The following is a 25774-nucleotide window of genomic DNA, read 5'->3' as shown; positions in this document are numbered from 1 at the left end:
GTCTTTTTTGTTGTTGTTTTGTTTTTTTTAATTAAGTTAAAGTAACTTTTAACTTTTCACCTGAATTTTAATCATTTAACCACAAAAAAAATGCATAGATCTTTTACATCCATGCATCATTGATTAATTTTAAAAATCGGAATATTTTGTTTTGGTTTTCTTGGTTGATCACTGTTTAAATTTCTCTGTCGCTGTTCATTGGCTTCCTGAACTTGTGCAGCGGTTTTAATGTTGCGATGCTGCCAATTCAAAAGAATTCGATCCATATACTTCAAACTATAAACCTGACTTAGAACCGCCTCTTTGAGGGCTAATCCAATAATCTTTGGTGAGTAATGATCTTGTTCAAGCCATTGATTGATTGTTTCCAACTCGATTGAAGATAATGGCCGACCAAATTCCTCTTGAATTTTTTTAAATAATCCTTTTCGTTCCTTAATATCATTACTTTGTTTGTTACGCTCTTTTTGAGCATGATTATTAGTGTTTACTAACGATGTAGAATCAAGCAACTTGTCCATTTTATGATTTAAAAGATCAAACTTATATTCGTCCTTCCCAGACTTCGTACTAGAAATGTTGATAATCTTTTTAGTAACTAATTGATGTAATAAATTATAAATATCGTCTTCTTTTAAACCAGTTGCTTTCGACAACTCAGTAGCACTTGGAAACAAATCCCCTTTAGAACGAGCTAGTACTAACTCCAAGAAGACCACTAATTCAGTTGGGGTCATCCCCAACTCAGAGAAATGCTGCAATAAAAAACCAGAAACGCTAATTGAACCACTTTCTAAATAGCGCTCTAAATTTTCACTCATTTTATTCCTCCTTCAATAATTCATCATTACAAATTCTTAATTGTTTGCACAATCTTGCCCGTCTTATAATTTACCGTGACATAATTCATTCGATTGTTCTGATTTAAATAGGAAACCACCCAGGCTGGCTGATCCTGATAAATCCCAAGTCCGGTGTTAATAATCTTAGAGGCTTTCCCAATTTTTTGAGCCGTCTTTTCTGCTTCCTGTTGTGTAATCCCACTCTTTTGGGTAACGACCTGCATACTTTTCCCGTTCTTAGGTAAGATGGCATACGCATACTGATTCTGTTTATTATAACCACCAACTGAATAGTATGTCTTATTTAAATTAGACGAGTAGAAATGATTAATATCATGAAATCCAGCACTATTTTCTGCTACCGTAGTGACATGAGAACGAGCGCGTAATTGGGGTGCTTTAGCAACATGAAAGAAAATAATAACACCCAGAATGATTAGAACGATCACCGCAACAGTTATCCATCGAATCCGATGAGTCCTTTTTCGTTTTAATTGTTCTCTGTACATGAAAATTCCTCTTTTATTTAGCTTTTACATGCATCATTATAGCAAACTTTCCTTGTTTAATAATTAATTAATCCCTCTTATTAAAGAAATCTTGACCATCTTTAACAATCTTAGCGATCGACCCCGTTTTAATTGGTAAATCAGAGGGAAGCGCATCGATGATTTGCTTACCATACCGTTTGTCAATCAAACGACTGTCCAAAAAGTTAATGATACCATAATCAGTTGAGCTTCTAATCAATCTTCCCACACCTTGTTTAGTTTTGATAATAGCTTCTGGTAAGCCAAAGTTATAAAATGGATTCTTGTTTTGTTCCTTTAAAAACTTAGCCCGACTTGAAACAACCGGATTATTGGGAGATTCAAACGGTATCCGGGTAATAATGAGTTGCTTGAGTAAATTATCCGGAAAATCAACACCCTCAAAATAACCATTAGCTCCAAGTATTACCGGAACTGCATCCTTGGTTGACTCAAACCTTTTGATCATTTTTTCTTGACTCCCAGAAACACCGGCGGCTTGAATCATAAAATTACCGTTATTGTTCTGATCTAATTTTTCGTACACTTTTTTTAAAATATCCAATGAGTTAAACAGTACTAGCGTTGGTACTGCATTAGCGTTGATAAGTTTCCAAATTGAGTTAGCCAGATAAGAGATATATTCATCATTATCTACACTAGGCGGCATCGGTGTCGTTTCAGAAATCATCATTTCAGTTTGCTTGGAATAATCAAAAGAAGATTTTAGCCGTTTCATTCTCGTATCACTCCGACTTAAATCAAGCTGATCAAAAATATACTGTGACTTTTTTGATGTAAACAACGTCGAACCGGTAAAAATTGCTGGCTTAAAATAGTGATAGATATTTTCCTTTAACTTATTTTTGGAAGCAAAATCGCCAGTCATAAGGATGACATGATTAGGATCTAGATCCTCTGTATAATAGATCCAGTAAAAAGAGGATCGCTCACTAACCCTTTGCTTAACTTGATCCACATTAACACTATCAATGTAATCAGTAATTGTAAGTAAATGACGTTCAAACTTTTCAATCAAAGCTTCATCAGAAATCGTCCAACGATTCTTTTCCTTCTTAACTAACTTTTTGAAAGTATTTATAAATTCTTCTAATTTTACGTTAATATGAGTCAAATGGTTTATTTGATCCTGATGGTCTTTCACAAATTGAAGTAGTTCTTTTGCACTAATCGAAGACTCAGAACGCCTAGTAGTAACAGGTTTCATGAATTTTACCCTAAAATCCTGTAAAATCAACTGATTTGTATCAAAAATAGCATCTAGCTGGGAATCTAACTCATTAAGTCGATTTAACTCATCAATATCGTCAGAAAAGATTTCATTTAAATTTAATCCGTGGGTTTGAAATAAATCATTCTTAACCCTTCCAATATTTTTCTTTAAAGTATTGAATTTAATGACTTTTTCTTGCGATGAAAACGCAACGTCAGCAAGTTTATGAGCTTCGTCAACCACTAAGTATGGCTTTGAAGTCATGTAACTACTTAATTGACGACTATTCTCAAAAAGATAATTATGGTTAACGATAACAATATCAGCACGTTCCACCCGCTTCAATTGAGCTAGTAAGAAGTCAACATCCCGAAAAGAGTTCTTCTTATCCGTCTCCACATGAGAATTTTGATAATTAATTTGATCAATAAACGGAACTTCATTGGGAAGATTTAATTCGTCAAGATCACCCGTGCTTGTCTCAGTGAGCCAGACCAAGATTCGTGCTTTCATGAATTGTGACTGTTTAGATTTATCGTGAAATTGAAGTGTTTTGCTAAACCGTTCTAGATTAATATAATGATTGACACCCTTTAACATAGCAACATCAAAACTAGTATTAAGTAACGGTTCTAGTTGACTCTTAATTGTAGAATACAACTGTTCCTGAAGTCCATTGGTAGAAGTACTGACCACTAGCTGTTCACCTTCATTAACCAAATAAGCCATTGGAACCATGTATCCCAGGGTTTTCCCACTCCCGGTTGGTGCTTCAATTAATAAATTATAGGTGGGGTTTTCTTTATCATGATAATTATTATAAATTAAGTTCATCATTTTACTTTGTGAACTTCGCCAATTTAACTTACCCATAAATTGGCGTTCCTTCTGCTTCTTAGTCTTAGGATACTTTATCAAATTGTGCTCTGAGATTGAATAGGATGGTACTTGGTTTTTTAGCGCAATCCCATTTACAACCACATATTGCGAATTCAAATTCTTTAAATGTTCCCGCTTAATCTCTTCACGATCTTCAATAAATTGAACCGTATCTCTAGGGAGATCAGGATGAACCTTAAGAATAGACTGAATTGTCACTAAGGGTAATTTTTCAATCTTCTTCATGATTGTTAACAGTAAATGAGCAGTTGCGTCAGCATCACTTTTAGAGGAATGCGGATGGGTGTGTGAAATCCCAAAATGATGACTTAAGTCCCTTAATCGATATCCCGTTAATTCCGGAAAAAAGATTTGACTCAACGTGACCGTATCAATGGCTTTAATATCTAACTCAGGATAACCCACTCTTTCTAATTCCGCATTTAAAAACGGAAAGTCAAAATTAACGTTATGGGCAACGAAGACAGTACCACTCAGTATCTTATAAATATGGGGAGCAACCTGATCAAACGTTGGTGCTCCTTTAATTGTCTGGGCGTTAATGCCAGTTAAGTGGGTGATATCTTTAGGAATCGCTTCACCATTATTAACATATGTTGAGTAGGAATCGACCACTTGACCACCCTGAACAAAAGTACAACTAAATTGAATAATTTGGTCACCATTAGAGACATCCGTTCCAGTTGTCTCCATGTCAACGACTGCATATTTTGTATTCTTGGGCACCTGTCTCACCTACCTTTAAAACTAACTCCACTATAATATTACTACATTTATCTTAATATTTATATAAACCAACATTTAATCATTAGTAAAGTATTCTAAAATATATTGGTCATGTTCTAAATTATGATAAAATAGGTATGTTTGGAAAGTGAGCGATTGAAATATGAACACGACTGCAACCGGGTTGAGTCATGCAAAAATAATTTTTTTAGGTGAGCACAGTGCCGTCTACCAAAAGCCTGCGATTGTTTTTCCTGTGCCACAAATTAAAGTGAAAACCACCATTACTTCTGATGGTAACAATCAACTATTCAGTAAATACTACCATGGTCCAATTAGTGCTCTTCCTTCTTCAATGAATGGATTACAGACACTTATTAATCGTCTTAACCAATCATTAAATCCTAATAACATCCCAATTAATATCAAAATTGATAGTGCAATTCCGTTGGGGAGAGGGATGGGTTCATCCGCTGCAACAGCTAGTGCAGTTACCAAAGCCTTTTTTCATTTCTTTAATCATCAACTAAACGCTAACCAGCTTAAGAAATTTACCGATGTAGAGGAAAAGATAACTCATGGTAATCCAAGTGGAATTGACGCTAAAACCGTCAGCGCGCTTAATCCCATCTTATTTGAAAAAGGTCAGTTTTACGATTTTCCTGTTTCAAACGCAGGAAATCTCATCATTGCTGATACTGGTATCTCAAGTAATACTTCCACGGCAGTTTCAATGGTAAGAGATGAAATGGATCATAACTTTCAAAATACGAATGATTTAATTAACGACCTCGGGGATTTAGCTGAAGCAGCTAAACATTCTCTGACATACAATAAACTCAAACAAACCGGCAAATTAATGAATCTGGCCCAAAATGATCTTTCAAAATTGGGAGTTAGTTCAACAGAAATTAATACCCTGGTAAATGCTGCTAATCAGGCGGGTGCCCTCGGTGCTAAACTAACGGGAAGCGGACTCGGTGGATGCATTATTGCTCTGTCAGATTCTAAAACCACCACGCAAAAAATCAAGACAACCCTTAAACAAAGTGGAGCACAAGGAGTTTGGGTCCAATCATTAAATGAAATGAAGTAAGGAGATTTATTATGTCCGACAATACTAATATCTATAGAACCCAGAAGGCTCGTGCTCATACTAATATTGCACTAATCAAATATTGGGGGAAGGCCAATAGTCAACTCATTATTCCAGAAGACAGTAGCCTGTCTTTAACTTTAAATGACTTCTATACCGATACTGAAGTTCGCTTTGACCCATCTCTAAGTTCTGATCAAATCACTTTTAACAATCATCTAATTAATGATTCGGAAGGAAAAAAGATTGTCAGTTTTCTTGACATCGTTCGAAAAAAAGCCAATGTTGATATTCACGCCCATGTTAAGACAAATAACAATATCCCTACTGCTGCTGGGCTTGCTTCATCTGCTTCAGGGTTTGCTGCTCTCGCTGCCGCTTCTAGTAAAGCCATTGGAATGAATCTTTCTAAAAAAGATCTTTCTAGGCTCGCTAGACGAGGATCAGGTTCAGCAACACGCTCTATTTTTGGCGGTTTCGTCAAATGGGAAAAGGGTCATAGTGACGAAACTTCCTTTGCCATTCCAATTGAAGAAGACATTGATTGGGACATTAACCTAGTAGCTGTTATTATTAATCGAAACGAAAAAAAAATTTCTAGTAGAGAGGGTATGAAAATTTCTAAGTCCACCTCCCCTTACTATCAATCATGGAAAAAAGTTACTAGTCATGACATGACCACGATGAGAAAAGCAATTCGTACTCATAACTTCGACTTAATGGGCCACACTGCTGAGGAAAATGCCATGAAAATGCACGCCCTCACGTTCAGTTCCGATCCAGCTTTTACATATTTTAATGGAGATACACTTAAAGCAATTCAAATTGTTCATGAATTAAGAGACAATGGCATCAGTTGCTATTTTACAATTGACGCTGGTCCAAATGTAAAAGTGTTAGTCCAACATGATAATTTAAACCAAGTTGTAAATCGATTTAAAAGCACTTTTGGATCATCAAACGTGGTTGCTACCACTCCAGGTCCTGGAATCGAATATTTAAATTAAGGGAGTAATTAATTACATGATTTCCGCAAAAGCACCGGGCAAATTGTACGTAGCTGGTGAATATGCAGTAGTTGAGACCGGCTACCCTGCTATCATCGCTGCATGTGATCGCTTTGTTAGGGTTGGCATTAAAGCAAGTTCAGATTTTGGAAGCATCTATTCAAAACAGTACGATGAAAATATGCTTCATTGGAAGAGATTAGGCCATCGCATGGTCTTCGATAATCGTGATAATCCTTTTCAGTACATCATTTCAGCGATTAAAGTAACTGAAGAATACGTTGAAACTCTCGATAAAAGTTTAAAAACATACGATATCATCGTAAATAGTGAACTCGATAGTGCCGACGGACGTAAGTACGGATTAGGTTCTTCAGCTGCCGTCACGGTTGCAACCGTTAAAGCCTTATGCGAATTCTACGACATTAACCTTTCAACGATGCAGCTCTTCAAGCTAGCCGCAATTGCTCATTTTGAAGTTCAAGGAAATGGTTCATTAGGCGATGTAGCTGCTAGTGTATTCGGCGGTTGGATTGCTTACCATTCATTTGACCGACAGTGGTTAGCCAATGCCCGTAAAGATGTTGATTTAGTGGAACTGTTAGATTTAAAATGGCCTAGTTTAAAAATTATGCCGCTAACAGCACCAAAGAATTTACAATTATTAATTGGATGGTCAGGTTCACCCGCTTCAACTTCAAATCTAGTTGATCGAGTGGAGCTAAAAAAAGCCAGAAATTCTGAACTTTATCAAGACTTTCTTCACTTCAGTCAGGAGTGTGTCTTAAATATTGTTAATGGCTTTAAAAGTTCTAATCTGGAAATGATCCAAAGGAACATTGAAAACAACCGCAAACTCCTTTTAAAACTCGGTGAATTTGCCAACGTTGAAATTGAAACCCCCAAGCTAAAAGAATTAATTGACATTGCCGATCATTTTGGTGGTGCAGCCAAAACTTCGGGAGCAGGTGGTGGTGATTGTGGGATCGTCATTATTAATAAGGATGATAATATCGATGATCTTGTTAGCGATTGGAACCGCCATGGAATTAAGCTACTAGACCTTAATATTCATAATAATTAGGAGAAACAAATGACTAACCAACAGTCACATCGAAAAGATGAACATGTCTCGCTTGCTAAAAAATTTCACCACATAGAATCTGAAGCTGGATTCGATCAGGTTCATTTTATGCCAGTAACATTCCCTGAAATGACATATCAGGATGTAGATATCTCGACTCAATTAGGCTCGCTGTCTTTAAGGGTCCCCTTTTACATTGAAGCGATGACTGGTGGCAGTGAGTATACCAAAAAACTAAATTATCACCTAGCCGCTATCTCCAAAAGATGCGGAATCGCAATGGCTTCGGGATCAGAGAGTGTAGCAATCAAACATCCGGAACTAATCGATACCTTTTCGATCATTAGAAAGCAAAACCCAGATGGACTGATCTTTGCTAACATTGGTGCTGGGACAACCCCAAAAGCGGCTGAGCAAGCAATTGATATTCTTCAAGCTAATGCATTAGAGATCCACGTTAATTCAGTTCAAGAACTCATCATGCCCGAGGGATCAAATTCATTTAACTGGCTATCCAATATTTCAAACATTGTCCAAAATATTAAAATACCAGTAATCGTCAAGGAAGTTGGATTCGGGATGAGTTCTAAATCAATTCAAACCCTTTTGGACCTTGGAGTTGAATATGTAAACATTGGGGGTCGTGGCGGAACTAACTTTGCTCAAATTGAGAACTTCCGTCGTCATCAAAAAGAAATGGACTATTTTAAAGACTGGGGAATTACCACGGTGGAATCTCTCTTTGAATCCCAAAAAGTTCCTAGCATGAACATCGTAGCAACTGGTGGCATCACTAATCCCATGGAAATCGTCAAATCCTTGTATTTGGGTGCCGATGCCGTTGGCATTGCGAGTCAGATTTTGGTGAAACTAATTGATGACGGTGAAGACGAGACCGTGAAAATGATTAACGATTGGATTATTGGCATTAAATCCATTTTCACCGCACTAGGCGCACACAACATTAATGAACTGCGTCAATGTGAATCAGTAACCAGTCCAGAATTACAAAATTACTTAAATCAGCGCAAATAAAAAGACCTTCGTTTTTTAAACGAAGGTCTTTTTATTTTCTCATGCTTTAAACCTTAATCCCTTAGGGAAAAAGTTTTTTAACGTCCCATTCACGACTTTACCAAATCCAACACTCATTCCGCGACATTGAATTAAGTACCACCCCTTCTTTAAGTTGGGATCCACGGCAACGGTGTCACCATGGACATAACTCTGCCACTGATGATCAGTAATTTTAACGATGTTTTTTACGTCATTAGGATTAATTGCCAATGCCAATGCATACGAAGGCTCAATCCGATTCTTTTTAATCGTTCCAAGTGGCGTTCCGGGTCGCATTACTTTTAAACCATCCAAATCGGGGATTGCCGGATTAAATGAATACAGGGTACTCCCAAATTCTAGAAAATCTTTTGTCAAAAAATCGCGCTTAAAGTTAACGTTACAGAACTCTTTCCACTCTTTTTTTATACTACTTGAGACGTTACTTCTTTGATGCTTAATCTTTTTGGATTTTCCAACATCTGTACTCTGCAACTTGGCAATAAAATGCCCATCACCTTTAAATAAGTTAGGAAACAGACGAGCCGTTTTAGTTAACTCTTCGCTTCCATCCGCCCATTCCGGTTTTCCGTCGATCATCCCATCATACTTCTTAATCGGGAGAGCCTTAAAATCATAATTAGCTAAGATCCAAGCAATTATCTGTTCGTCTTCTTCTGGTGAAAAAGTACAAGTTGAATAAATCAATTGTCCACCTGGTTTTAACATCTTAACGGCTTCTCTTACAATGTCTTTTTGCCGCACAGCACACTCTTTCGGATAATCAATTGACCAGTATTTTGTTGCGTCATGATTTTTTCTAAACATTCCCTCACCCGAACATGGTGCGTCAATCAAGATCTTATCAAAATACCTTGGAAAATGCTTTGACAGGTTATGTGGATCTTCATTCAAGATTAAAGGATCCCACACCCCAAACCGTTCCAGATTTTCAACTAGAACCTTAGCTCGGCTCCGGTCAATCTCATTTGATACAAGTAAGCCCTTGTTTTTCATCATACCAGCCAAATGAGTCGACTTTCCTCCTGGGGCAGCACACAAGTCTAATACCTGATCTCCCATACTAGGATCAACCACCTCTGCTACGTACATGGCAGATGGTTCCTGACTGTAAACGTAACCACTCTGATGCTCGACGGTTTTCCCGCTAATTTTTCCGTAATAACCATTTTGGGTATAGGAAATCGGGCTTGTCATATCCAAACGAACATCAGCTTTAGTTTTGAGCGGATTAGTTCGAAAGGCATTGTAAGAGTCTTCATCAAAAGAATCAATAAAACTTTGATAATCATCTTTTAACAGATTATGATATTTACTTTTAAAATCTTCAGGTAATTTCATACTGATAAGTCCTTATTATTCAAATTGCTTGGCAGCTCTCACGGCCATCTTCCATCCCTTGCATAGTTTTTTTCTTTTATCGCCACTCATATGTGATTCAAAAAAAGTACCAACACGCTTACTTCTTTTAATTTCATCAATATCCTTCCAAAATCCAACAGCCAAACCAGCCAGATAAGCTGCTCCCTGTGCCGTAGTCTCTGAAATTAATGACCGTTCAATTTGATCATTTAAAATATCGGCTTGAAACTGCATTAAGTAATCATTTTTAGCAGCTCCACCATCTACTACTAGTGATTTAACCGGAATCTTAGTCTCTTCTACCATCGTATCAAGAACATCCTTTGTTTGAAATCCTAACGATTCAATGGTCGCACGAACTAATTGATTACGCGTCGTTGATGATGTCAAGCCAAAAATCGATCCACGAATTTCCTGATCCCAATATGGTGCCCCTAGTCCAGTAAACGCTGGCACTACGTAAACTCCGTCACTCGTTTTGGCATCATAAGCCATTTGCTCAGAGGCCTTAGCCGATGAAATTAAACCCATCTCATCCTTTAACCATTGAATTGCCGATCCGGCCACAAAAATGCTACCTTCTAAAGCATATTTAACTTCTCCATTCAATCCGTAGGCAATTGTGGTTAACAATCCATTACTAGAAAACCTTGGCGTTTTTCCTGTATTCATCATAATAAAGGCACCCGTTCCATAAGTATTCTTTGTCATTCCGGGTTGTAATGCTAATTGTCCAAATAATGATGCTTGTTGGTCACCGGCAATTCCGGCAATTGGAATCTGTACCCCTAAAAATGAATATCCCTTCGTATATCCAAAGAAGTGTGACGATGGTTTCACTTTAGGTAACATTTTCTTAGGAATATCGAAGAGCTCTAACAGATCATCATCCCATTTCAAATCGTTGATGTTATATAACATTGTCCTACTAGCATTAGTATAATCAGTGGCATGAACGGTTCCGCCGGTCAGATTCCATAGCAACCATGAATCAATGGTTCCAAATAATAAATCTCCATTCTCCGCCCGTCTCTGGGATCCCTTTACATGATCTAAAATCCATCTAATTTTCGTACCAGCAAAATAAGAATCAACAATCAGTCCCGTCTTTTGGTGAATTAAATCAGCGTAACCATCAGTTATTAACCGATCAGCAATTTCACTGGTCTGTTTTGATTGCCACACCACAGCATTGTAGATGGGCTTTCCACTTCGTCTATCCCAAATTACAGTCGTTTCACGTTGATTAGTAATGCCGATACTTCGCACTTTATAGGGAGGAACTTCAGAGTTAATCAATACCTCAGAAATCACAGATTCAACGGCATTCCAAATTTCAACTGGATCTTGTTCCACCCACCCTGGATGAGGAAAAGATTGTTTAAACTCACGTTGTACTTTTCCCACAATCTGGCCATCATGATCAAATAACATTGCTCGAGCAGAGGTCGTTCCTTCATCAATTGCCATTATGTATTGCTTGCTACTCATATTTTCCCTCGTTTTTTCAAATAAATGTTATGTGTTAATTATACCCTAAGTAATTTAGCATACCAAACGTGAAGTTATACCATAACAAAGGCAATATGGTAGAATACTTACATGTGATTTAATAGGAGGCAATCTAAATGACAAGTTTTAATGAATATTCCGCATGTACCAGCATTTTAGTTGGAAAAGATGCCACGGTTGATGGCAGCACTTTAATTGGTCGCAATGAAGATGCTAAAGCATCATGGCCAAAACGATTTGTTGTCCATGAACATAAGGAGCATCAGGATGATCAGGAATTCAAATCAACTGATAACGGCTTCAAAATGCCGCTACCAAAAACACGGGGAAAATACACTGCTACTCCCGAATGGACCGACCAAGACGGTTTATTCGAAGAGGATGGCATTAACGAATATGGGGTTGCTATGAGTGCAACTGAAAGTACGTACGCTAACGCACGTGTTCTAGGTTATGATCCCCTTGTAAAAGATGGAATCGGCGAAGAAGCCATGGTAACCGTAGTCTTGCCTTATGTTCATTCCGCAAAAGAAGCCGTCAAACGTCTTGGTAACATTGTTGAAAAATATGGAGCCAGTGAAAACAACGGAGTCCTTATGTCTGATAAAGAAGAAGTTTGGTACTTAGAGATTGGTTCCGGACACCAATGGATCGCTGAAAGAATCCCAGACGATGAGTACGCCGTCGTTGCTAATCAAATGGCCATTGAAGAAGTTAACTTTAAAGATAATGATCACTTCATGTGGTCACCAGGGATTAGGGACTTTGTATCAAAAAACAATTTAAATCCGGATCGTTCTGGTTTTAACTTTAGACACATTTTTGGAACCCATGACTTATCAGACACCTACTACAACACCCCTCGAGTTTGGTACGGACAAAAAATGTTTAACCCAGAAATCAAGCAGGATCCCACTTCCCAAGACCTCCCCTTTACAAGGAAAAGTGAAGAATTAATATCGGCACTCGATGCCCAAAAGTTGCTCAGTTCACACTATCAGGGAACTCAGTTCGATCCAATTGGTGCAGGCGAAGAAGCTGATCGAACTCGATTTCGTCCCATTAGTTTAGCCAAAACCCAAGAATCACACGTGCTCCAAATCAAACCTAATCTACCAATTGAAATTGGTGGAATTCACTGGCTTGCTATGGGTGTAGCGGCTCAGAGTACTTACGTCCCATTTCTTGAGGGAATTTCTGATACTCCAAAAGCATATAAGTACCACGTCAAGATGGATTTTGATCCTAAATCGGCTTACTGGATCTTCAAGCTAGTTGGGATCTTAGTTGACCCCCACTACCTTGAATTTGGTGACAAACTTAAAAACGTGCAACAAAGTTTAATCGAACAATACGAACAAATTTTACAGCAGGTAGAACAAAAGTCCGACGGCTTAGATTCAACGGAACTAACTCAGCTTGCTAATGAGGCCAGTTCTAAGACAAGTAAACTCGCTTTGCGTAGCTTTAAGAACCTTGGTCAATACTTGATTACAAACTCAACGGACTTCTCTTTTCTCAACTATCATCAAGATTTAAATCTATAAAAAAAGAGAGTATACTTTATTAGTATTTCCATTAAATTTAATCAAGGAGAGTGACTTTATGTCTAAAGGGAAAAAGCAAAGTAAATTAGGCTTAATGTCTTTAGTTTTAATGATACTCACTGCGATATTTGGCTTTGGTAATACGACCGTCGCCTATGATCAAATGGGCTACGCCAGTATTATCTGGTACATATTTGGAGCACTAGTATTTTTCTTACCGGTTTCATTAATGTTTGCCGAATATGGTTCGACTTTCAGTAGTGCTAAAGGTGGAATTTATTCCTGGCTTAAAGAGTCAATTGGTGAACGCTTAGCCTTCATCGGAACCTTTATCTGGCTATCATCATGGATCATTTGGATGATCTCGACTTCTTCTAAGGTTTGGATTCCATTTTCTAACATTATTTTTGGAACGGATAAAACCCAAACATGGCATTTGTTCGGAATTTTTACCCCAATGCAAACAATTGGAATCCTCGGGATTGCCTGGATTTTAATTATTACTTTGTGTGCGACTCATGGTTTTGATTCAATTGCTAAGATTGCAAACATCGGGGGAGTATTATCAATTGCTTTGCCACTGATCTTTGCTATCTTATCAGTAATTGTTTGGGTCTTAAATAAGGGCCAACTTGCTGAGCCAGTCAATGGCGCTAAAAGTTTCATTCAATCCCCTAATCCATTATTCGTAACTCCAATCGCCATCATGTCATTTGTTGTTTATGCGATTTTTGCGTATGGAGGAATGGAATCAATTGGTGGAGTCGTTGATAAGGTCAAAAATCCTACGAAGACTTTTCCCCGTGGGGTCATCATTGCGGCAATCATCATGGCAGTCATCTATTCTGGATCCATTTTTTTGGTTGGTATTACAGCTAACTGGCATGAAGTTGTCGGAAAGGGTTCGGTCAACTTGGGTAACATCACTTACGTTTTAATGAATAACCTTGGTTATGTTTTCGCTAAAACCCTTGGCTTTTCAGCCGGATCAGCAATGGAATTTGGTCGCTTCATGGCTCGAGTAGCCGGTTTAGGGATGTTTATTCCGTACTTAGGTTCTTTCTTTGTTCTGATATATTCCCCAATCAAATCATTTATTGAGGGATCCAATCCAGATTTATGGCCTAAAAAAGTGGTTAAATTAAACAAACATGGCATGCCAGGGTTTGCAATGTGGATTCAAGCATTCGTCGTTGTTGCCGTTATCTTTGTCATTTCTTTCAGTGGCAATAATGCTCAACAATTTTACTTAATTTTAACTGATATGGCTAATATTTCGACAACTTTCCCCTACTTATTCTTAGTTGGAGCTTTTCCATTCTTCAAGAAACTAAAGAATGTTCCTCGTCCCTTTGTCTTTTACAAGAACCGAATTGTCACTAACATCATGGTAACCATTATCTTGGTTGTACTAGTGTTAGGAATTGGTTTTACTGCTATTCAACCAATCTTGACTCATGATTACACCACCGCCTTCTGGACCATTGTGGGACCACTAGCTTTTGCATTGGTTGGTTGGTTAATGTATGAATACAACAGTCGAAGAGGTACTAAAACTGCTAAAGAAGTTGATGACCAATAAAAAAAGAGCTCGCAATGCGAACTCTTTTTTTTACATAAAATTAATGCTTACGACTTGCTTCTTTAATACGAGCAGCCTTACCAGAACGATCACGTAAGTAATACAACTTAGCACGACGAACTGAACCACGTCTAACAACATCAATCTTAGCAATTCGTGGTGAATGTAATGGGAAGATTCTTTCAACCCCAACTCCACTGGCAATTCTTCTTACTGTGTAAGTAGCTTGAATGCCTGAACCATGACGTTTAATTACAACACCAGTAAACTTCTGAATACGTTCGTTACTACCTTCAACAACCTTTACGGAAACCGTAACGGTATCACCGACACGAAATTCAGGAATATCTGAACGAAGTTGATCACTATTGATCTTATCAATCAATTTATTTTGACGCATAATCATTTCTCCTAACTAGCATTCTTATCTTCTCGACAGCGGAATACCGTTTTATTTAGCCATAAAAGACCACTTAAAATTATAACATACAAACCAAAAAACTCAATACTTACCGATCTTCTTCCTCAATTTTAACGTCCGCCAATAATTCCTTTTGCCTTTTTGACAGTTTATTGTAATTAATCAGATCTGGTCGTCTTAAATATGTCTTTCTTAAAGATTCCTTCTGTCGCCAATCATCAATTTTTTGATGATCACCACTAGTTAAAATCGGTGGAACTTCTAATCCCCTAAAGTCTGCTGGTCGCGTGTATTGAGGATATTCAAGCAATCCACTTGAAAAAGAATCTCCTGGAGCTGACTCTTGATTACCAAGGACACCCTTAATGAGTCGAACGGTCGCATCAATCATTACTAGCGCAGGCAATTCACCACCCGTAAGGACAAAATCACCAATTGAATACTCGTCAGTTACTACGGATTTAATTCGTTCGTCAAAGCCCTCATAGTGACCACATAAAAAGGTCAAATGGTCCTCTTTGGCAAGATTTGCAGCATCGTTTTCATCAAATTTTTTCCCTGCCGGATCAGTTAAAATGACTCTACCAGATGAATAACCCTGTTTTTCTGAAACTTCTTGAGAATGCGCAAAAGCATCAAGCATTGGTTGAGGCTTAAGTAACATTCCAGCTCCCCCACCAAAGGGGGTATCATCCACGTTATGATGTTTATTAGTCGAAAAATCACGAAAATTAGTAATATCAATATTTATGATTTCTTTTTCAATGGCCTTACCGATAATGGATTCACTCAAAGGGCCCTTTAAAATATTAGGGAAAAGGCTCAATATATCGATCTTCATCGTTACTGCATTCCCTCCATTAACTCAACGACTACTTTATGATTAGGAATATCCACTTTTTTTACGACCGAATCAATCTTTGGAAGTAACAAATCATCTTTATTTTTACGCTCCACTACCCAGACATCATTGGCAGGCATATCCATAATATCACTTATTACACCAATTTTATTATCATCTTTATCGATAACATCCATGCCGATAATTTGTTGATAGAAATATTCGCCTGGTTGTAAGTCAGTATTTTTTCTTTGCTCCGACGTAATTTTTAGGATGGCAGGTTTAAGGTATTCAACATCATTTATGGAATTGCGACCAGAAAAATGCAACAGAATAAATCCCTTATGGCTTCTAACCCCGTCAATCTTCAATTCTTCCATTTTTCCGTCTTTGGGGAATACATAAACAAGATTACCAACTTTAAAGCGTTGATCAATAAAATCAGTAGTAGGTTTTATTCGTACTTCACCTTTAATTCCCTGAGTATTTACTAATTTCCCAATTTCTAAGTAATCCATAGTTCACCTATTTCTATAAAAAAACTCTTAAATAAAAACGAGTTTTATCTAAGAGCTAATCTTTGCCATCATCAATAACGAGTTTAATTCGCTTTCCATCATTAACGTGAACACTATAAATTATGGTTCGAATCGTCTGAGCAACTCGACCCTTTTTTCCAATAATACGTCCAACGTCATTAGGATTGGTAGACAATATATATTCGCTAAATTGATCAGTATCCTGATGATTAATACTAATATCATCAGGATATTTAACTAATGGCTTAACGATTGTTTTAATTAAATTATCAAAATTAACCATAATCAATCACTTATTTCTTAGCTGCTAATTTAGCATCATGTAATTGTTTCATAATACCTGCATCTGACAAAATATTACGAACAGTATCAGAAGGTTTAGCACCTTTTTCCAACCAGTCCATGATTGATTCTTCTTTTAAAGTTACTTGATCAGGTTCAGTTAATGGATTGTAAGTACCAACAATTTCGATAAAACGGCCGTCACGAGGACTACGTGAGTCAGCAACCACGATACGGTAAAACGGACGCTTCTTTGAACCCATTCTTCTTAATCTAATTTTTAATGACATAAACACACCTCCTAATAGTCTTCTTAACAGTTACTAATATTACCAATAAATATTAGTGATGTAAAGGCTTTTTTCTTTACAGTCTAAAATTAATGTCTTTTTTTATTTTTTCGTCGCTTCTTTTTATTCTTTTTGATCTTACGACTCATCCGCTTCATGGCGAGATTCGACAATTTACCAGTCATTCCTCCACCCATTCCAGCAGAATCCATCATATTTGACAAACCCGACATATTTCCGTTAGACACTTTGTTCATCATTTTCTTCATTTGATCAAATTGTTTAATGAGTCGATTGACTTGTTGAATCGGTTGAGCCGATCCGCGAGCAATTCGACGTCTCCTTGAAGGATTTAACACATCCGGATTGGATCGTTCCTCATCAGTCATTGAATAGATAATCGCTTTAATGTGGTCTAAATCTTTGGGATTAACGTTTAAATTCTTCAATGCTGGATTATTAGCCATTCCTGGAATCATTTTAACCAAATCTTGAATTGGACCCATCTTTTGAATTTGTTCTAATTGATCAACAAAATCATCAAAATCAAAAGAATTTTCCTTGATTTTTTCGGTTAATTCCTTAGCTTGATTTTCATCATACTCTTTCTGAGTCTTTTCGATGAACGAGAGCATGTCGCCCATTCCCAAAATTCGAGAAGCCATTCGATCTGGGTGAAATACGTCCAAATCATCTAATTTTTCACCTTGACCAACAAACATAATTGGTTTGTCAGTCACAGCCCTGATTGACAAAGCAGCTCCACCACGAGTATCTCCGTCTAACTTTGTTAGAATAACCCCGGTAATATCTAAAGCATCGTTAAATCCGACCGCCGTATCAACTGCATTTTGACCTGTCATAGCATCAACAACTAAAAGAATATCATTTGGATTGGCCACCTTTTTAATATTCTTTAATTCATCCATCAAGTTTTCGTCAATTTGAAGCCGACCGGCCGTATCAATTAACACATAATCGTTATTATTCTTGCTAGCTTCCTTTAAACCATCTTGAACAATTTGTACTGGGTCAACATCCGTTCCCTCTTGAAATACTGGAACATCAACTTGTTCGCCCACCTTTTCTAACTGTTCAATTGCTGCGGGACGATAAACATCGGCAGCGATCATTAATGGACGCGCATTATCTTCAGATTTAAGCCTTTTAGCTAATTTACCTGCTGAAGTAGTTTTACCTGCTCCTTGAAGTCCTACCATCATAATGACTGTAGGAATCTTGTCTGATTTAACTAGCGGAGTGGCAGATTCACCCATCATGTTAGTCAGTTCATCGTTAACGATCTTAACAATTTGTTGGGCCGGATTTAATCCTTCAAGAACATCAGCGCCCTTAGCTTTTTCTTGAACCTTCTTTACAAACTGACGAACCACCTTAAAGTTAACGTCCGCTTCTAGTAATGCCAATCTAATTTCCCGCATTGTTTCACGCAAATCAGATTCGCTGACCTTGCCTTTTCCTCTTAAGTTTTTAAAAGCTTTTTGTAATCGATCGGTTAAACCTTCGAAAGCCATCTTTTCACCCCTAATTTTCTTCCGTAATTTCTAAGTGATTCACCAACGCATTTAAGTGTTCATCATTTGGATAGTGCTTTTTAATGTAATCTCTAATCTCATCGGTTTGCCGATTGCGTAATACAAACAATTGATATAGGTGCATTTTACTTTCATAGTCTTCAAGAATTTGCTCAGTTCTTTTAATGTTATCATAAACCGCTTGGCGACTAATATTGAAATTTTCTGAAATCTCACCTAACGAAAAATCATCTGCATAGTATTCTTGAATGTACTCTGCCTGTTTCTTAGTGAGTAATTCACCATAAAAATCATACAAAGCATTAATCCGATTATTCTTTTTAATGTCCATCTAAAGTCACCACTAATTGTCTTGAATTAATCCCTTAAATAAACCGTCAATAAAGCTCTTAGAATCAAATTTACGCAAATCATTAACCGTTTCTCCCAGTCCAACGAACTTTACCGGAATATTAAGCTTATTTTTGATTGCAATTACAATTCCACCCTTGGCAGTTCCATCAAGCTTTGTTAAAACAATTCCCGTAATGTTAGTGATTTCATTGAACATCTTGGCTTGATTCAAAGCATTTTGACCAGTAGTTGCATCAATCACTAGCAATACTTCTTGAGGTGCGTCTGGAATTTCACGCTTAATGACCTTATCAATTTTAGCAAGTTCATTCATTAAATTAACTTTATTTTGCAATCTTCCGGCTGTATCAACAAATAAAACATCATAATTTTCTTTTTTGGCTTTATCTACTGCTTCAAAAACAACCGAAGCTGGATCACTACCAGCGGACTTTTTAACAATATCAACACCATCACGTTTAGCCCATTCATCTAATTGTTCAATGGCGCCCGCTCTAAATGTATCAGCAGCCGCTAAAAGCACCTTTTTATTTTGCTTTTTAAAATTATTGGCCATCTTACCAATAGTCGTCGTTTTTCCAACTCCATTGACACCAACAAATAAAATCACAGTTGGGCCAGTTTGAGATAATTTGATTGAACTATCTTTATCACTTGGTGCATCATACAAATCGATCATCTTTTGGACGATTAGATTTTGAACTTCTTTTGGTTTCTTGGCATTTTTTAATTTAACCTCTTCTTTTAGTTCATCAGTTAGTTGGATTGCAGTTTCAAATCCAACATCGGATTCAACCAGCGTATCTTCTAAATCATCAAAGAAATCATCATCAACTGAGCGAAAATTAGCAAATAGCGCATTTAATTTTTGTCCAAACGAAGACCGTGATTTTGCCAGACCATGTTCGTATGCTTTTTCAGTTGATTCAGGCTGCTTAGTTACATCATCAGTAGACTCTTTTACATCTTCATTTTTATTAGAAGAATGATCTGTATCAACCACAGACTGGCCTTTTTCATCTGACTTGTTATCGTCAGTGCTTCGAACACCATCTTTTGATGTTTGCGTTTGTTCTTCCGGTTCTTCAGAAACATCAGCTCCATCGTTCTCACTCTCGCTTGATCCATCATTTTTCTGACTAACTTCATTTTCTTCAGTTTGTTGAAAGTGGTCACCTTGATCAGAGGTGTCGTCACCAGTAACCTTTGCTTTCTCATCTTCTCTTTTAGACTGCTTGGTTTTGCTCTCTTTGTCGTCAGATTCTTTCTTCTTACCTTTAAAAATATCAAATAAACCCATAATTATTCTCCTAGTTTTTTAGATTCATCTAAGTTGACCGAAACAACCTTAGATACACCCGAATCTTGCATTGTAACTCCATAAAGATGATCCGCATAGATCATCGTTTCCTTTCTGTGGGTGATTACAATAAATTGTGTATTATTCTTTAAACTCTGCATATACCGCGCAAAACGATCCACATTGGCAGGGTCAAGAGCAGATTCAGCTTCATCCAATATTACAAACGGAACTGGTTTTACCTCAAGAACTGAAAAAAGCAGTGCCAAAGCCGTTAGAGCTTTCTCACCACCAGAAAGTAAATTGAGATTACGGTATTTCTTTCCGGGTGGTTTTACCAAGATATCGATCCCGGTTGTAAGTAAATGATGCGGGTCATCCATTTTTAGTTTGGCTTCCCCACCACCAAAAATATTGCGAAAAATATGACTAAACGCAGTTGCAATTTTATCATAAGTTTCGCTAAATTTAACTTTTACCGTTTGATCCATTTCATTCATTATCCCAATCAGTTGACTCTTAGATTCAATTAAATCATCAAGTTGATGATTCATAAATTCGTAACGATCCTTTACTTCTGCATAGGCATCAATCGAATTAACATTAATCGGACCCAACTCGTCAATTTCAGATTGGAGTGATTTAATCAATGAATCGATTTCGGGTAATTCAAGTTCCACCTTCTTCATTGAGCTAGTTCCTTTAATCATGTTATCGCGTTGATAACGCTCAGAATCAAGGTTATCTATAGCTGTTTTTAAATTTGATTCTAGCTTTTGAACTATTCCTGTTTGAGAAATTAAACGATCCTGAAGATCGGAAACTTGATGATCATATTTTTGATCATCTTGGTTAAACTTATCAATTTTTGAATTAAGATCGTTAATATCCCGCTTAGTACTTTGGATTTGTTGTTCTAGTTCGGGAATATTAGTTTTTACTGCCACCACTTCTTGATTAATTGATTGCTTAAGTCCATTTATACTATTGGCTAAGCTTTTTAATTGAGTTTCAAAATTCAACCTTTGTTTTAAAAGACTTTCCCTGCTGGACTTGAGTTGACTATTTTGTTCCTTTAAGCGAATCAACTTTTCTTTGATTTCAGATGATTTGATATTATTTTCGTTAACATTCCGAGTAAGTTTTTCAATCTGACTTTTGATTGAGGTATTCTTAGACTGATTTTGCTTAATTTGCATTTTTAAATCATTAATCTTATGAGAAAGATCAATCTCATTTACACCATCATCACTAGTTGTGTTTTTTAATTGTAATCGAATTGCATCAGCATTTCTTTGAGACTCCTTTAAACTACTTTGATTCATACTAATGCTTTTTTGTTTAGCTTGAATCTCTCCTTTTAATTCATTTAATTTTTGACGAAGTTCATCGTGCTTATCCTGCTTTATTGTGTGCTGATCTTGGAATTTTTTGATAGTCTCCTCACCAGCATTCATCTTCTGGCTCATTTCTTCAACTTGCTGATTTAAGTGGACCAATTTTTCTTTTTGACTTAGTAAGCCAGTGGACTGGTTGTGATTTGATCCACCAGTGATTGCACCTCCAGCATTAACGACATCCCCATCTAAAGTTACCACTTTAGCCTTATGACCAATTGTCTTACTGATCTTTGTAGCACTTTTTAAATCAACCGCAATCATCGTACCACCCATCAGGTGATTCTTAACCCGTGTCATATCCGTTGGCATTTTGACCAGGTCCGAAGCAATTCCAACAAAGCCAGAAATCGATTTTACCTCATTTAACACATTAGAGGATAAATAACGTTCATTAACGGCATTCATAGGCAAGAACGTAACTCTTCCCAGTTTCTTCTCGCTTAAATAGTGAATTGCATCTCTAGCATCTTTAACATTCCCGGTGATAACCTGCTGAATCTGACTTCCCAGTGCTGTTTCAATGGCTATAACATAACGATCAGGAACTTCAATAAAATCACTTACTGTTCCTTTAATACCAGTTAAATTCGCTTTGCTTTTTAATAAGTTTCGCGTCCCGCGATAAAGCGAATTATGATTTTCCAAGATTGACTTAATACTATCTCGTTCCGTTTTAGTCTCCTGAAAAACACGTAATGCAGCATACCAGCTTGCCTTTAATTCTTTTTCTTTGTCCCTTGAATCTGACAACTTCTTATCAACTTGCTTTAATTCATCCACCATTTGTTTCTGGTTGTTTTGAAGTTTCGATAATTCGGTCTCTTCTGAAGTGATTTCTTGCTTTAAAAGGTTGCTTTGATCTTCAATCGCATTAATTTGCTGGTACTTCTCTTTTACCTCACTATCACTACGCTTGGATAATTTTTGCATTAACTTTAAATTATTCTTGGCACTGGCTAATGACTGCATCAAATCTATGTAATCATTTCTTATATTTTCAAGTTCTGTTTGTTTTTCTAATAAATTTTGCCGAATAGAAGCTGCTTCAAGCTGCTTCATCTTATGAGAATAGTCGGAAATGAGAGCTTGCTTTTTACTAATTTGACTTTGGTTGTCAGTAATATTGTCTTTGACGTTTTCCAGTTGCTCTTTTAAATCACTTACTTTACTTTCTAAGTCGTTAATCTTTTGTTGATTAAATTCACGTCGTTGCTGAGATAACTGCTGATCACTATGAGCTGATTCGAGTGATTTAGTGTCACTTAAAAGTTGATTTTGAAGTTGTTCACGCTTTTGACCCAAACTTTTAATCTTATTCGTTAACCCTTGTTTGCGTTCTTTAACTTCCTTAACTTGTATTTTTAAATTAGTAAAAGTAGTATTTTGCTTTTTGAGCTCCTTTTCCAGATTCATTTTCACGTTTTCATGATTTTTAATCTTAATCACTAATTTAGAATACTTCAATTGATCAAGATATTTTTTCTTATCCAAATAGAGGGACGCAGCATCACTTTGCTCCTTTAGAGGCCCAATTTGTTTGTCCAACTCGTTAATAATATCTGAGATTCGATCCAAATTTCCTTGAGTATCAGCTAACTTTTGTTCAGTTTCCACCTTTTGTTTTTTATATCGATAAACTCCAGCAGCTGTCTCAATAATTGATCGCCTTTTTTCAGCATCATCATTGAGAATTTCATCAACATTCCCCTGAGAAATAATGGAAAGGGAACCTTCACCTAATCCAGTATCCATAAAAAGATTATTAATATCCTTCAAACGACAATCTTTATCATTGATTGAATAAGAACTATCACCATTTCGATAAACTTTACGTGTGATTTTAATTTCGGTATAATCAGAATCCAAAAAATGATCAGAATTATCAAAATAAATGCTAACTTCTGCACGACTAAGAGCTCTGCGCCCCTTGGACCCAGAGAAAATGACGTCTAACATTTTTTTACCACGTAAAGTTTTGGCCGACTGCTCACCTAAAACCCAACGAATTGCCTCGATGACATTACTTTTTCCGCTACCATTTGGACCAACAATTCCAGTAAGCCCATCCTGAAAGTCAATTGTGGTTTTATCTGCAAAAGATTTAAATCCTGCAATCTCAATTGATTTTAACTTCACCTTAATGCCTCATTTACTTAATACTTGTGCTTACTCCCAGTTCATTGAGTGCTTTCTTTGCCGCTTTCTGTTCTGCATCTTTCTTGGAATGTCCTAACCCGACTCCCATTTCTTTGCCGTTAATTTTTACCGCAACTTTAAATTTACGGTCATTATCAGGACCATCTTCACTAACTAGTTCATAGTCTAAATCAACTGGTCCATTTTCTTGAACAACTTCCTGTAATTCAGTTTTATGATCAAAGAATTCGTCAAACCAACCCTCATCAAGCTTAGGAAAAATCACAATCTGACAAAAATTCCTCACCGTTTCTATTCCCTGATCGAGATACACCGCTCCAATAAATGATTCAAAAATATCACATAAAAGTGAGTCACGTTGTCTGGCATTCGCCTTTTCTTCACCTTTGCCGAGTCGGATATACTTGTCAAAATGACATTCACGGGCAAAACGACTAAAACTATGCTCATTAACCATAGCAGCTCTTAATCTAGTCAGTCGACCTTGTGGTAATTCAGGAAAACGTCTAAAGATGTAGTCTGAAACCACTAATTGATAGACAGCATCCCCTAAAAACTCCAGACGTTCATAAAATTTTAATCCTTGACCGGGATGCTCGTTCACGTATGATGCTTGGGTCATTGCTTCATCTAAAAGTGCTTCATCGTTAAACTTAATATTAAACTTGTCTTTTAACAAGTCATCAAACTGCTTTTGCAATTCTATTTCCTCCAAAGGTAACATTTTTTCTTTTAATTATATCATTAATGCCTAAATTACGATAATTGCATAATAAAAAATGACCCGTCATAACAACGAATCATCTATTTCTTTGCAATGTGTTTTTTCGTTTTTGGATCAATATCTCGCATAATTACATTTACTAGGTCGCCGACATCACTGATATTCTCAGTATTTTCACTGGTGAAAACATCGCCAAATTCATCCTCTAATTCAACGATAAATCCCGCCATATCAATAAAATCAGCGCCTAAATCATTAGTAAAGTTTAAGTCATTCGTTACCTTATCAACCGGAACCTTAAAACGACTTGAGGTGATTTCTGCTACTTTTTTAAATACTGTTTCTCTATCCATCAGTGATCCCTCCTACTGCTCACCATTTTTAATACTATCCATTTCATCAGTATGATTAGAAAAATATCCTTTCACTGAATCAACAAAATTAGAATTAATAATTTGCTGAATTTGAAGTATCGTATTTCTAATTGTCTTAGCCTTACTACTACCGTGGCTCTTCACCACTGGGGCCTTCAATCCAAGTAGGACGGCACCCCCATACTTAGTGTAATCCATCTTGTGGGCAATCTTCCTTAAAGTATTCTTGAGTAATAAAGCACCCACTTTGGACTTCACTCCACCATTTATAATGCCGTCTTTTAACATATTAATCATTGACAATGCAGTTCCTTCAATACTCTTTAAAACCGCATTACCGGTAAAGCCATCGGTTACCGCTACATCGGTAACTCCATTCAGCAACCCTCGTGATTCGATGTTACCAATAAAATTAATGTCATCATTTTTTCTTAAAGCACGATACATTTTTTGATGAATCTTATTTCCTTTGTCAGACTCAGTGCCATTATTAATCAACCCAACCCGTGGATTTTTAATCTTTAAAACTCTTTCAGCATAATACTTACCTAGTAGTGCATACTGATAAACGTTAACAACCTTAGCATCAGCATTTGCTCCACAATCAATTAACGTGAAACCAGTATCGTTATCAATTACTGGTAAAGTAGTAACCAGTCCCGGACGATCAATTCCTTTGATTCTACCGATTATCAATAAACCAGCAACTAGAATGGCACCAGTATTTCCACAGGAATAAAATGCATCAGCTGTTCCATCTTTAACAGCTCGAGCAGCCATGACCAGACTTGATCCCTTTTTTTCTTTTACTGCTTTAACGGGTTCATCTTCCATTTTTATAACTTCATCTGATTGAATCACTTTGATATTTTCTTTGTTATTTAACAACGAATTGATTTTATCAGAATCACCAAAGAGTTGAAACTCCACGTAATCCATTTCATCACGAGCAAGCTCAATCCCTCTGACAATTTCATCAGGTGCATTATCGCCACCCATTGCATCAACAGCAATTTTTATCATTATAGGCAAAGCTC

Annotated in this window: 23 protein-coding genes; 6 read left to right on the top strand and 17 right to left on the bottom strand. The window is 36.8% G+C overall.

Features of this window, described 5'->3' with window-relative positions; translation table 11 throughout:
* Positions 1–116 precede the first annotated feature (116 nt).
* From AC6UDC_RS03650 to AC6UDC_RS03640, 3 genes are all read right to left on the bottom strand, one after another.
* The gene (locus tag AC6UDC_RS03650) at positions 117–821 is read right to left on the bottom strand and encodes a DnaD domain-containing protein (protein ID WP_500707105.1); all 705 of its coding nucleotides are present in this window, start codon (positions 819–821) and stop codon (positions 117–119) included.
* A 26-nt stretch (positions 822–847) separates the two neighbouring features.
* Positions 848–1351, bottom strand: coding sequence for a cell wall elongation regulator TseB-like domain-containing protein (locus AC6UDC_RS03645; protein WP_500693735.1), 504 nt, complete (start codon positions 1349–1351; stop codon positions 848–850).
* 67 nt (positions 1352–1418) lie between these two features.
* Positions 1419–4232, bottom strand: coding sequence for a helicase C-terminal domain-containing protein (locus tag AC6UDC_RS03640; protein ID WP_500721357.1), 2814 nt, complete (start codon positions 4230–4232; stop codon positions 1419–1421).
* A 163-nt stretch (positions 4233–4395) separates the two neighbouring features.
* Between AC6UDC_RS03640 and mvk the strand changes: the two genes are divergently transcribed.
* From mvk to fni, 4 genes are read left to right on the top strand one after another with little or no spacing between them, the layout of a single operon-like run.
* Positions 4396–5328: a mevalonate kinase gene (gene mvk / locus AC6UDC_RS03635; RefSeq protein ID WP_500707107.1), complete on the top strand. Its 933-nt coding sequence runs from the start codon at positions 4396–4398 to the stop codon at positions 5326–5328.
* 11 nt (positions 5329–5339) lie between these two features.
* Positions 5340–6335 carry a diphosphomevalonate decarboxylase gene (gene mvaD, locus AC6UDC_RS03630; protein ID WP_500693732.1) on the top strand — a complete coding sequence of 332 codons (996 nt, stop codon included), beginning with the start codon at positions 5340–5342 and terminating at the stop codon, positions 6333–6335.
* A gap of 16 nt (positions 6336–6351) precedes the next feature.
* Complete coding sequence (locus AC6UDC_RS03625) at positions 6352–7419, top strand: phosphomevalonate kinase (RefSeq protein WP_500707108.1); 1068 nt, start codon at positions 6352–6354, stop codon at positions 7417–7419.
* A 9-nt stretch (positions 7420–7428) separates the two neighbouring features.
* A complete protein-coding gene (fni, locus tag AC6UDC_RS03620) occupies positions 7429–8454 on the top strand; it encodes a type 2 isopentenyl-diphosphate Delta-isomerase (protein ID WP_500721354.1) in 1026 nt (341 codons plus the stop codon).
* A 39-nt stretch (positions 8455–8493) separates the two neighbouring features.
* Here the strand turns inward: fni and AC6UDC_RS03615 are convergent, their stop codons facing one another.
* Both AC6UDC_RS03615 and glpK read right to left on the bottom strand, forming a co-directional pair.
* On the bottom strand, positions 8494–9837 hold the full coding sequence (locus AC6UDC_RS03615; RefSeq protein ID WP_500706526.1) for an RsmF rRNA methyltransferase first C-terminal domain-containing protein: 1344 nt from the start codon (positions 9835–9837) through the stop codon (positions 8494–8496).
* A gap of 15 nt (positions 9838–9852) precedes the next feature.
* Complete coding sequence (glpK, locus tag AC6UDC_RS03610; protein WP_500721350.1) at positions 9853–11349, bottom strand: glycerol kinase GlpK; 1497 nt, start codon at positions 11347–11349, stop codon at positions 9853–9855.
* A 137-nt stretch (positions 11350–11486) separates the two neighbouring features.
* Between glpK and AC6UDC_RS03605 the strand changes: the two genes are divergently transcribed.
* Entirely contained in the window at positions 11487–12917 is a 1431-nt protein-coding gene (locus AC6UDC_RS03605) for a C69 family dipeptidase (RefSeq protein WP_500721347.1), read from the top strand.
* Positions 12918–12975: 58 nt separating this feature from the next.
* Positions 12976–14499 (top strand): glutamate/gamma-aminobutyrate family transporter YjeM, encoded by a 1524-nt coding sequence (yjeM, locus tag AC6UDC_RS03600; protein WP_500695671.1) that lies wholly within the window; start codon positions 12976–12978, stop codon positions 14497–14499.
* A gap of 40 nt (positions 14500–14539) precedes the next feature.
* Here the strand turns inward: yjeM and rplS are convergent, their stop codons facing one another.
* The 12 genes from rplS to plsX all read right to left on the bottom strand — a co-directional run bounded on the left by rplS (position 14540) and on the right by plsX (position 25760).
* Positions 14540–14899 (bottom strand): 50S ribosomal protein L19, encoded by a 360-nt coding sequence (gene rplS, locus AC6UDC_RS03595; RefSeq protein WP_500695672.1) that lies wholly within the window; start codon positions 14897–14899, stop codon positions 14540–14542.
* A 109-nt stretch (positions 14900–15008) separates the two neighbouring features.
* Positions 15009–15761: a tRNA (guanosine(37)-N1)-methyltransferase TrmD gene (trmD, locus tag AC6UDC_RS03590; RefSeq protein ID WP_500693724.1), complete on the bottom strand. Its 753-nt coding sequence runs from the start codon at positions 15759–15761 to the stop codon at positions 15009–15011.
* 2 nt (positions 15762–15763) lie between these two features.
* A complete protein-coding gene (gene rimM / locus AC6UDC_RS03585; RefSeq protein WP_500693723.1) occupies positions 15764–16279 on the bottom strand; it encodes a ribosome maturation factor RimM in 516 nt (171 codons plus the stop codon).
* A 55-nt stretch (positions 16280–16334) separates the two neighbouring features.
* Positions 16335–16583: a KH domain-containing protein gene (locus AC6UDC_RS03580; protein ID WP_500696715.1), complete on the bottom strand. Its 249-nt coding sequence runs from the start codon at positions 16581–16583 to the stop codon at positions 16335–16337.
* A 10-nt stretch (positions 16584–16593) separates the two neighbouring features.
* A complete protein-coding gene (gene rpsP / locus AC6UDC_RS03575) occupies positions 16594–16872 on the bottom strand; it encodes a 30S ribosomal protein S16 (protein ID WP_500707112.1) in 279 nt (92 codons plus the stop codon).
* 89 nt (positions 16873–16961) lie between these two features.
* Positions 16962–18407 carry a signal recognition particle protein gene (gene ffh, locus AC6UDC_RS03570; RefSeq protein ID WP_500701058.1) on the bottom strand — a complete coding sequence of 482 codons (1446 nt, stop codon included), beginning with the start codon at positions 18405–18407 and terminating at the stop codon, positions 16962–16964.
* A gap of 10 nt (positions 18408–18417) precedes the next feature.
* Complete coding sequence (locus AC6UDC_RS03565) at positions 18418–18759, bottom strand: putative DNA-binding protein (RefSeq protein ID WP_500699492.1); 342 nt, start codon at positions 18757–18759, stop codon at positions 18418–18420.
* A 12-nt stretch (positions 18760–18771) separates the two neighbouring features.
* Complete coding sequence (gene ftsY, locus AC6UDC_RS03560) at positions 18772–20082, bottom strand: signal recognition particle-docking protein FtsY (RefSeq protein ID WP_500707113.1); 1311 nt, start codon at positions 20080–20082, stop codon at positions 18772–18774.
* 2 nt (positions 20083–20084) lie between these two features.
* The gene (smc, locus tag AC6UDC_RS03555) at positions 20085–23618 is read right to left on the bottom strand and encodes a chromosome segregation protein SMC (RefSeq protein WP_500721344.1); all 3534 of its coding nucleotides are present in this window, start codon (positions 23616–23618) and stop codon (positions 20085–20087) included.
* 13 nt (positions 23619–23631) lie between these two features.
* The gene (gene rnc / locus AC6UDC_RS03550; protein ID WP_500693716.1) at positions 23632–24363 is read right to left on the bottom strand and encodes a ribonuclease III; all 732 of its coding nucleotides are present in this window, start codon (positions 24361–24363) and stop codon (positions 23632–23634) included.
* An 80-nt stretch (positions 24364–24443) separates the two neighbouring features.
* A complete protein-coding gene (locus AC6UDC_RS03545; RefSeq protein ID WP_500693715.1) occupies positions 24444–24716 on the bottom strand; it encodes an acyl carrier protein in 273 nt (90 codons plus the stop codon).
* Positions 24717–24728: 12 nt separating this feature from the next.
* A complete protein-coding gene (gene plsX / locus AC6UDC_RS03540; protein WP_500710951.1) occupies positions 24729–25760 on the bottom strand; it encodes a phosphate acyltransferase PlsX in 1032 nt (343 codons plus the stop codon).
* Positions 25761–25774: the final 14 nt, after the last annotated feature.

This window comes from Fructilactobacillus sp. X7R7C1 (genome assembly GCF_059901065.1).
The sequence above is the reverse complement of the archived record's forward strand: the minus strand, read 5'-3'. Positions and strand labels throughout refer to the sequence as shown.

Excerpts from the sequence above, each read along its gene's own strand:
- ffh (WP_500701058.1), bottom strand. The coding sequence starts at position 18,407 with ATGGCTTTCGAAGGTTTAACCGATCGATTACAAAAAGCTTTTAAAAAC.
- trmD (WP_500693724.1), bottom strand. The coding sequence starts at position 15,761 with ATGAAGATCGATATATTGAGCCTTTTCCCTAATATTTTAAAGGGCCCT.
- rimM (WP_500693723.1), bottom strand. The coding sequence starts at position 16,279 with ATGGATTACTTAGAAATTGGGAAATTAGTAAATACTCAGGGAATTAAA.
- fni (WP_500721354.1), top strand. The coding sequence starts at position 7,429 with ATGACTAACCAACAGTCACATCGAAAAGATGAACATGTCTCGCTTGCT.
- AC6UDC_RS03580 (WP_500696715.1), bottom strand. The coding sequence starts at position 16,583 with ATGGTTAATTTTGATAATTTAATTAAAACAATCGTTAAGCCATTAGTT.
- AC6UDC_RS03625 (WP_500707108.1), top strand. The coding sequence starts at position 6,352 with ATGATTTCCGCAAAAGCACCGGGCAAATTGTACGTAGCTGGTGAATAT.
- mvk (WP_500707107.1), top strand. The coding sequence starts at position 4,396 with ATGAACACGACTGCAACCGGGTTGAGTCATGCAAAAATAATTTTTTTA.
- rplS (WP_500695672.1), bottom strand. The coding sequence starts at position 14,899 with ATGCGTCAAAATAAATTGATTGATAAGATCAATAGTGATCAACTTCGT.
- AC6UDC_RS03650 (WP_500707105.1), bottom strand. The coding sequence starts at position 821 with ATGAGTGAAAATTTAGAGCGCTATTTAGAAAGTGGTTCAATTAGCGTT.
- glpK (WP_500721350.1), bottom strand. The coding sequence starts at position 11,349 with ATGAGTAGCAAGCAATACATAATGGCAATTGATGAAGGAACGACCTCT.
- plsX (WP_500710951.1), bottom strand. The coding sequence starts at position 25,760 with ATGATAAAAATTGCTGTTGATGCAATGGGTGGCGATAATGCACCTGAT.
- mvaD (WP_500693732.1), top strand. The coding sequence starts at position 5,340 with ATGTCCGACAATACTAATATCTATAGAACCCAGAAGGCTCGTGCTCAT.
- AC6UDC_RS03545 (WP_500693715.1), bottom strand. The coding sequence starts at position 24,716 with ATGGATAGAGAAACAGTATTTAAAAAAGTAGCAGAAATCACCTCAAGT.
- ftsY (WP_500707113.1), bottom strand. The coding sequence starts at position 20,082 with ATGGGTTTATTTGATATTTTTAAAGGTAAGAAGAAAGAATCTGACGAC.
- AC6UDC_RS03645 (WP_500693735.1), bottom strand. The coding sequence starts at position 1,351 with ATGTACAGAGAACAATTAAAACGAAAAAGGACTCATCGGATTCGATGG.
- AC6UDC_RS03615 (WP_500706526.1), bottom strand. The coding sequence starts at position 9,837 with ATGAAATTACCTGAAGATTTTAAAAGTAAATATCATAATCTGTTAAAA.
- yjeM (WP_500695671.1), top strand. The coding sequence starts at position 12,976 with ATGTCTAAAGGGAAAAAGCAAAGTAAATTAGGCTTAATGTCTTTAGTT.
- AC6UDC_RS03565 (WP_500699492.1), bottom strand. The coding sequence starts at position 18,759 with ATGGACATTAAAAAGAATAATCGGATTAATGCTTTGTATGATTTTTAT.
- AC6UDC_RS03605 (WP_500721347.1), top strand. The coding sequence starts at position 11,487 with ATGACAAGTTTTAATGAATATTCCGCATGTACCAGCATTTTAGTTGGA.
- rpsP (WP_500707112.1), bottom strand. The coding sequence starts at position 16,872 with ATGTCATTAAAAATTAGATTAAGAAGAATGGGTTCAAAGAAGCGTCCG.
- rnc (WP_500693716.1), bottom strand. The coding sequence starts at position 24,363 with ATGTTACCTTTGGAGGAAATAGAATTGCAAAAGCAGTTTGATGACTTG.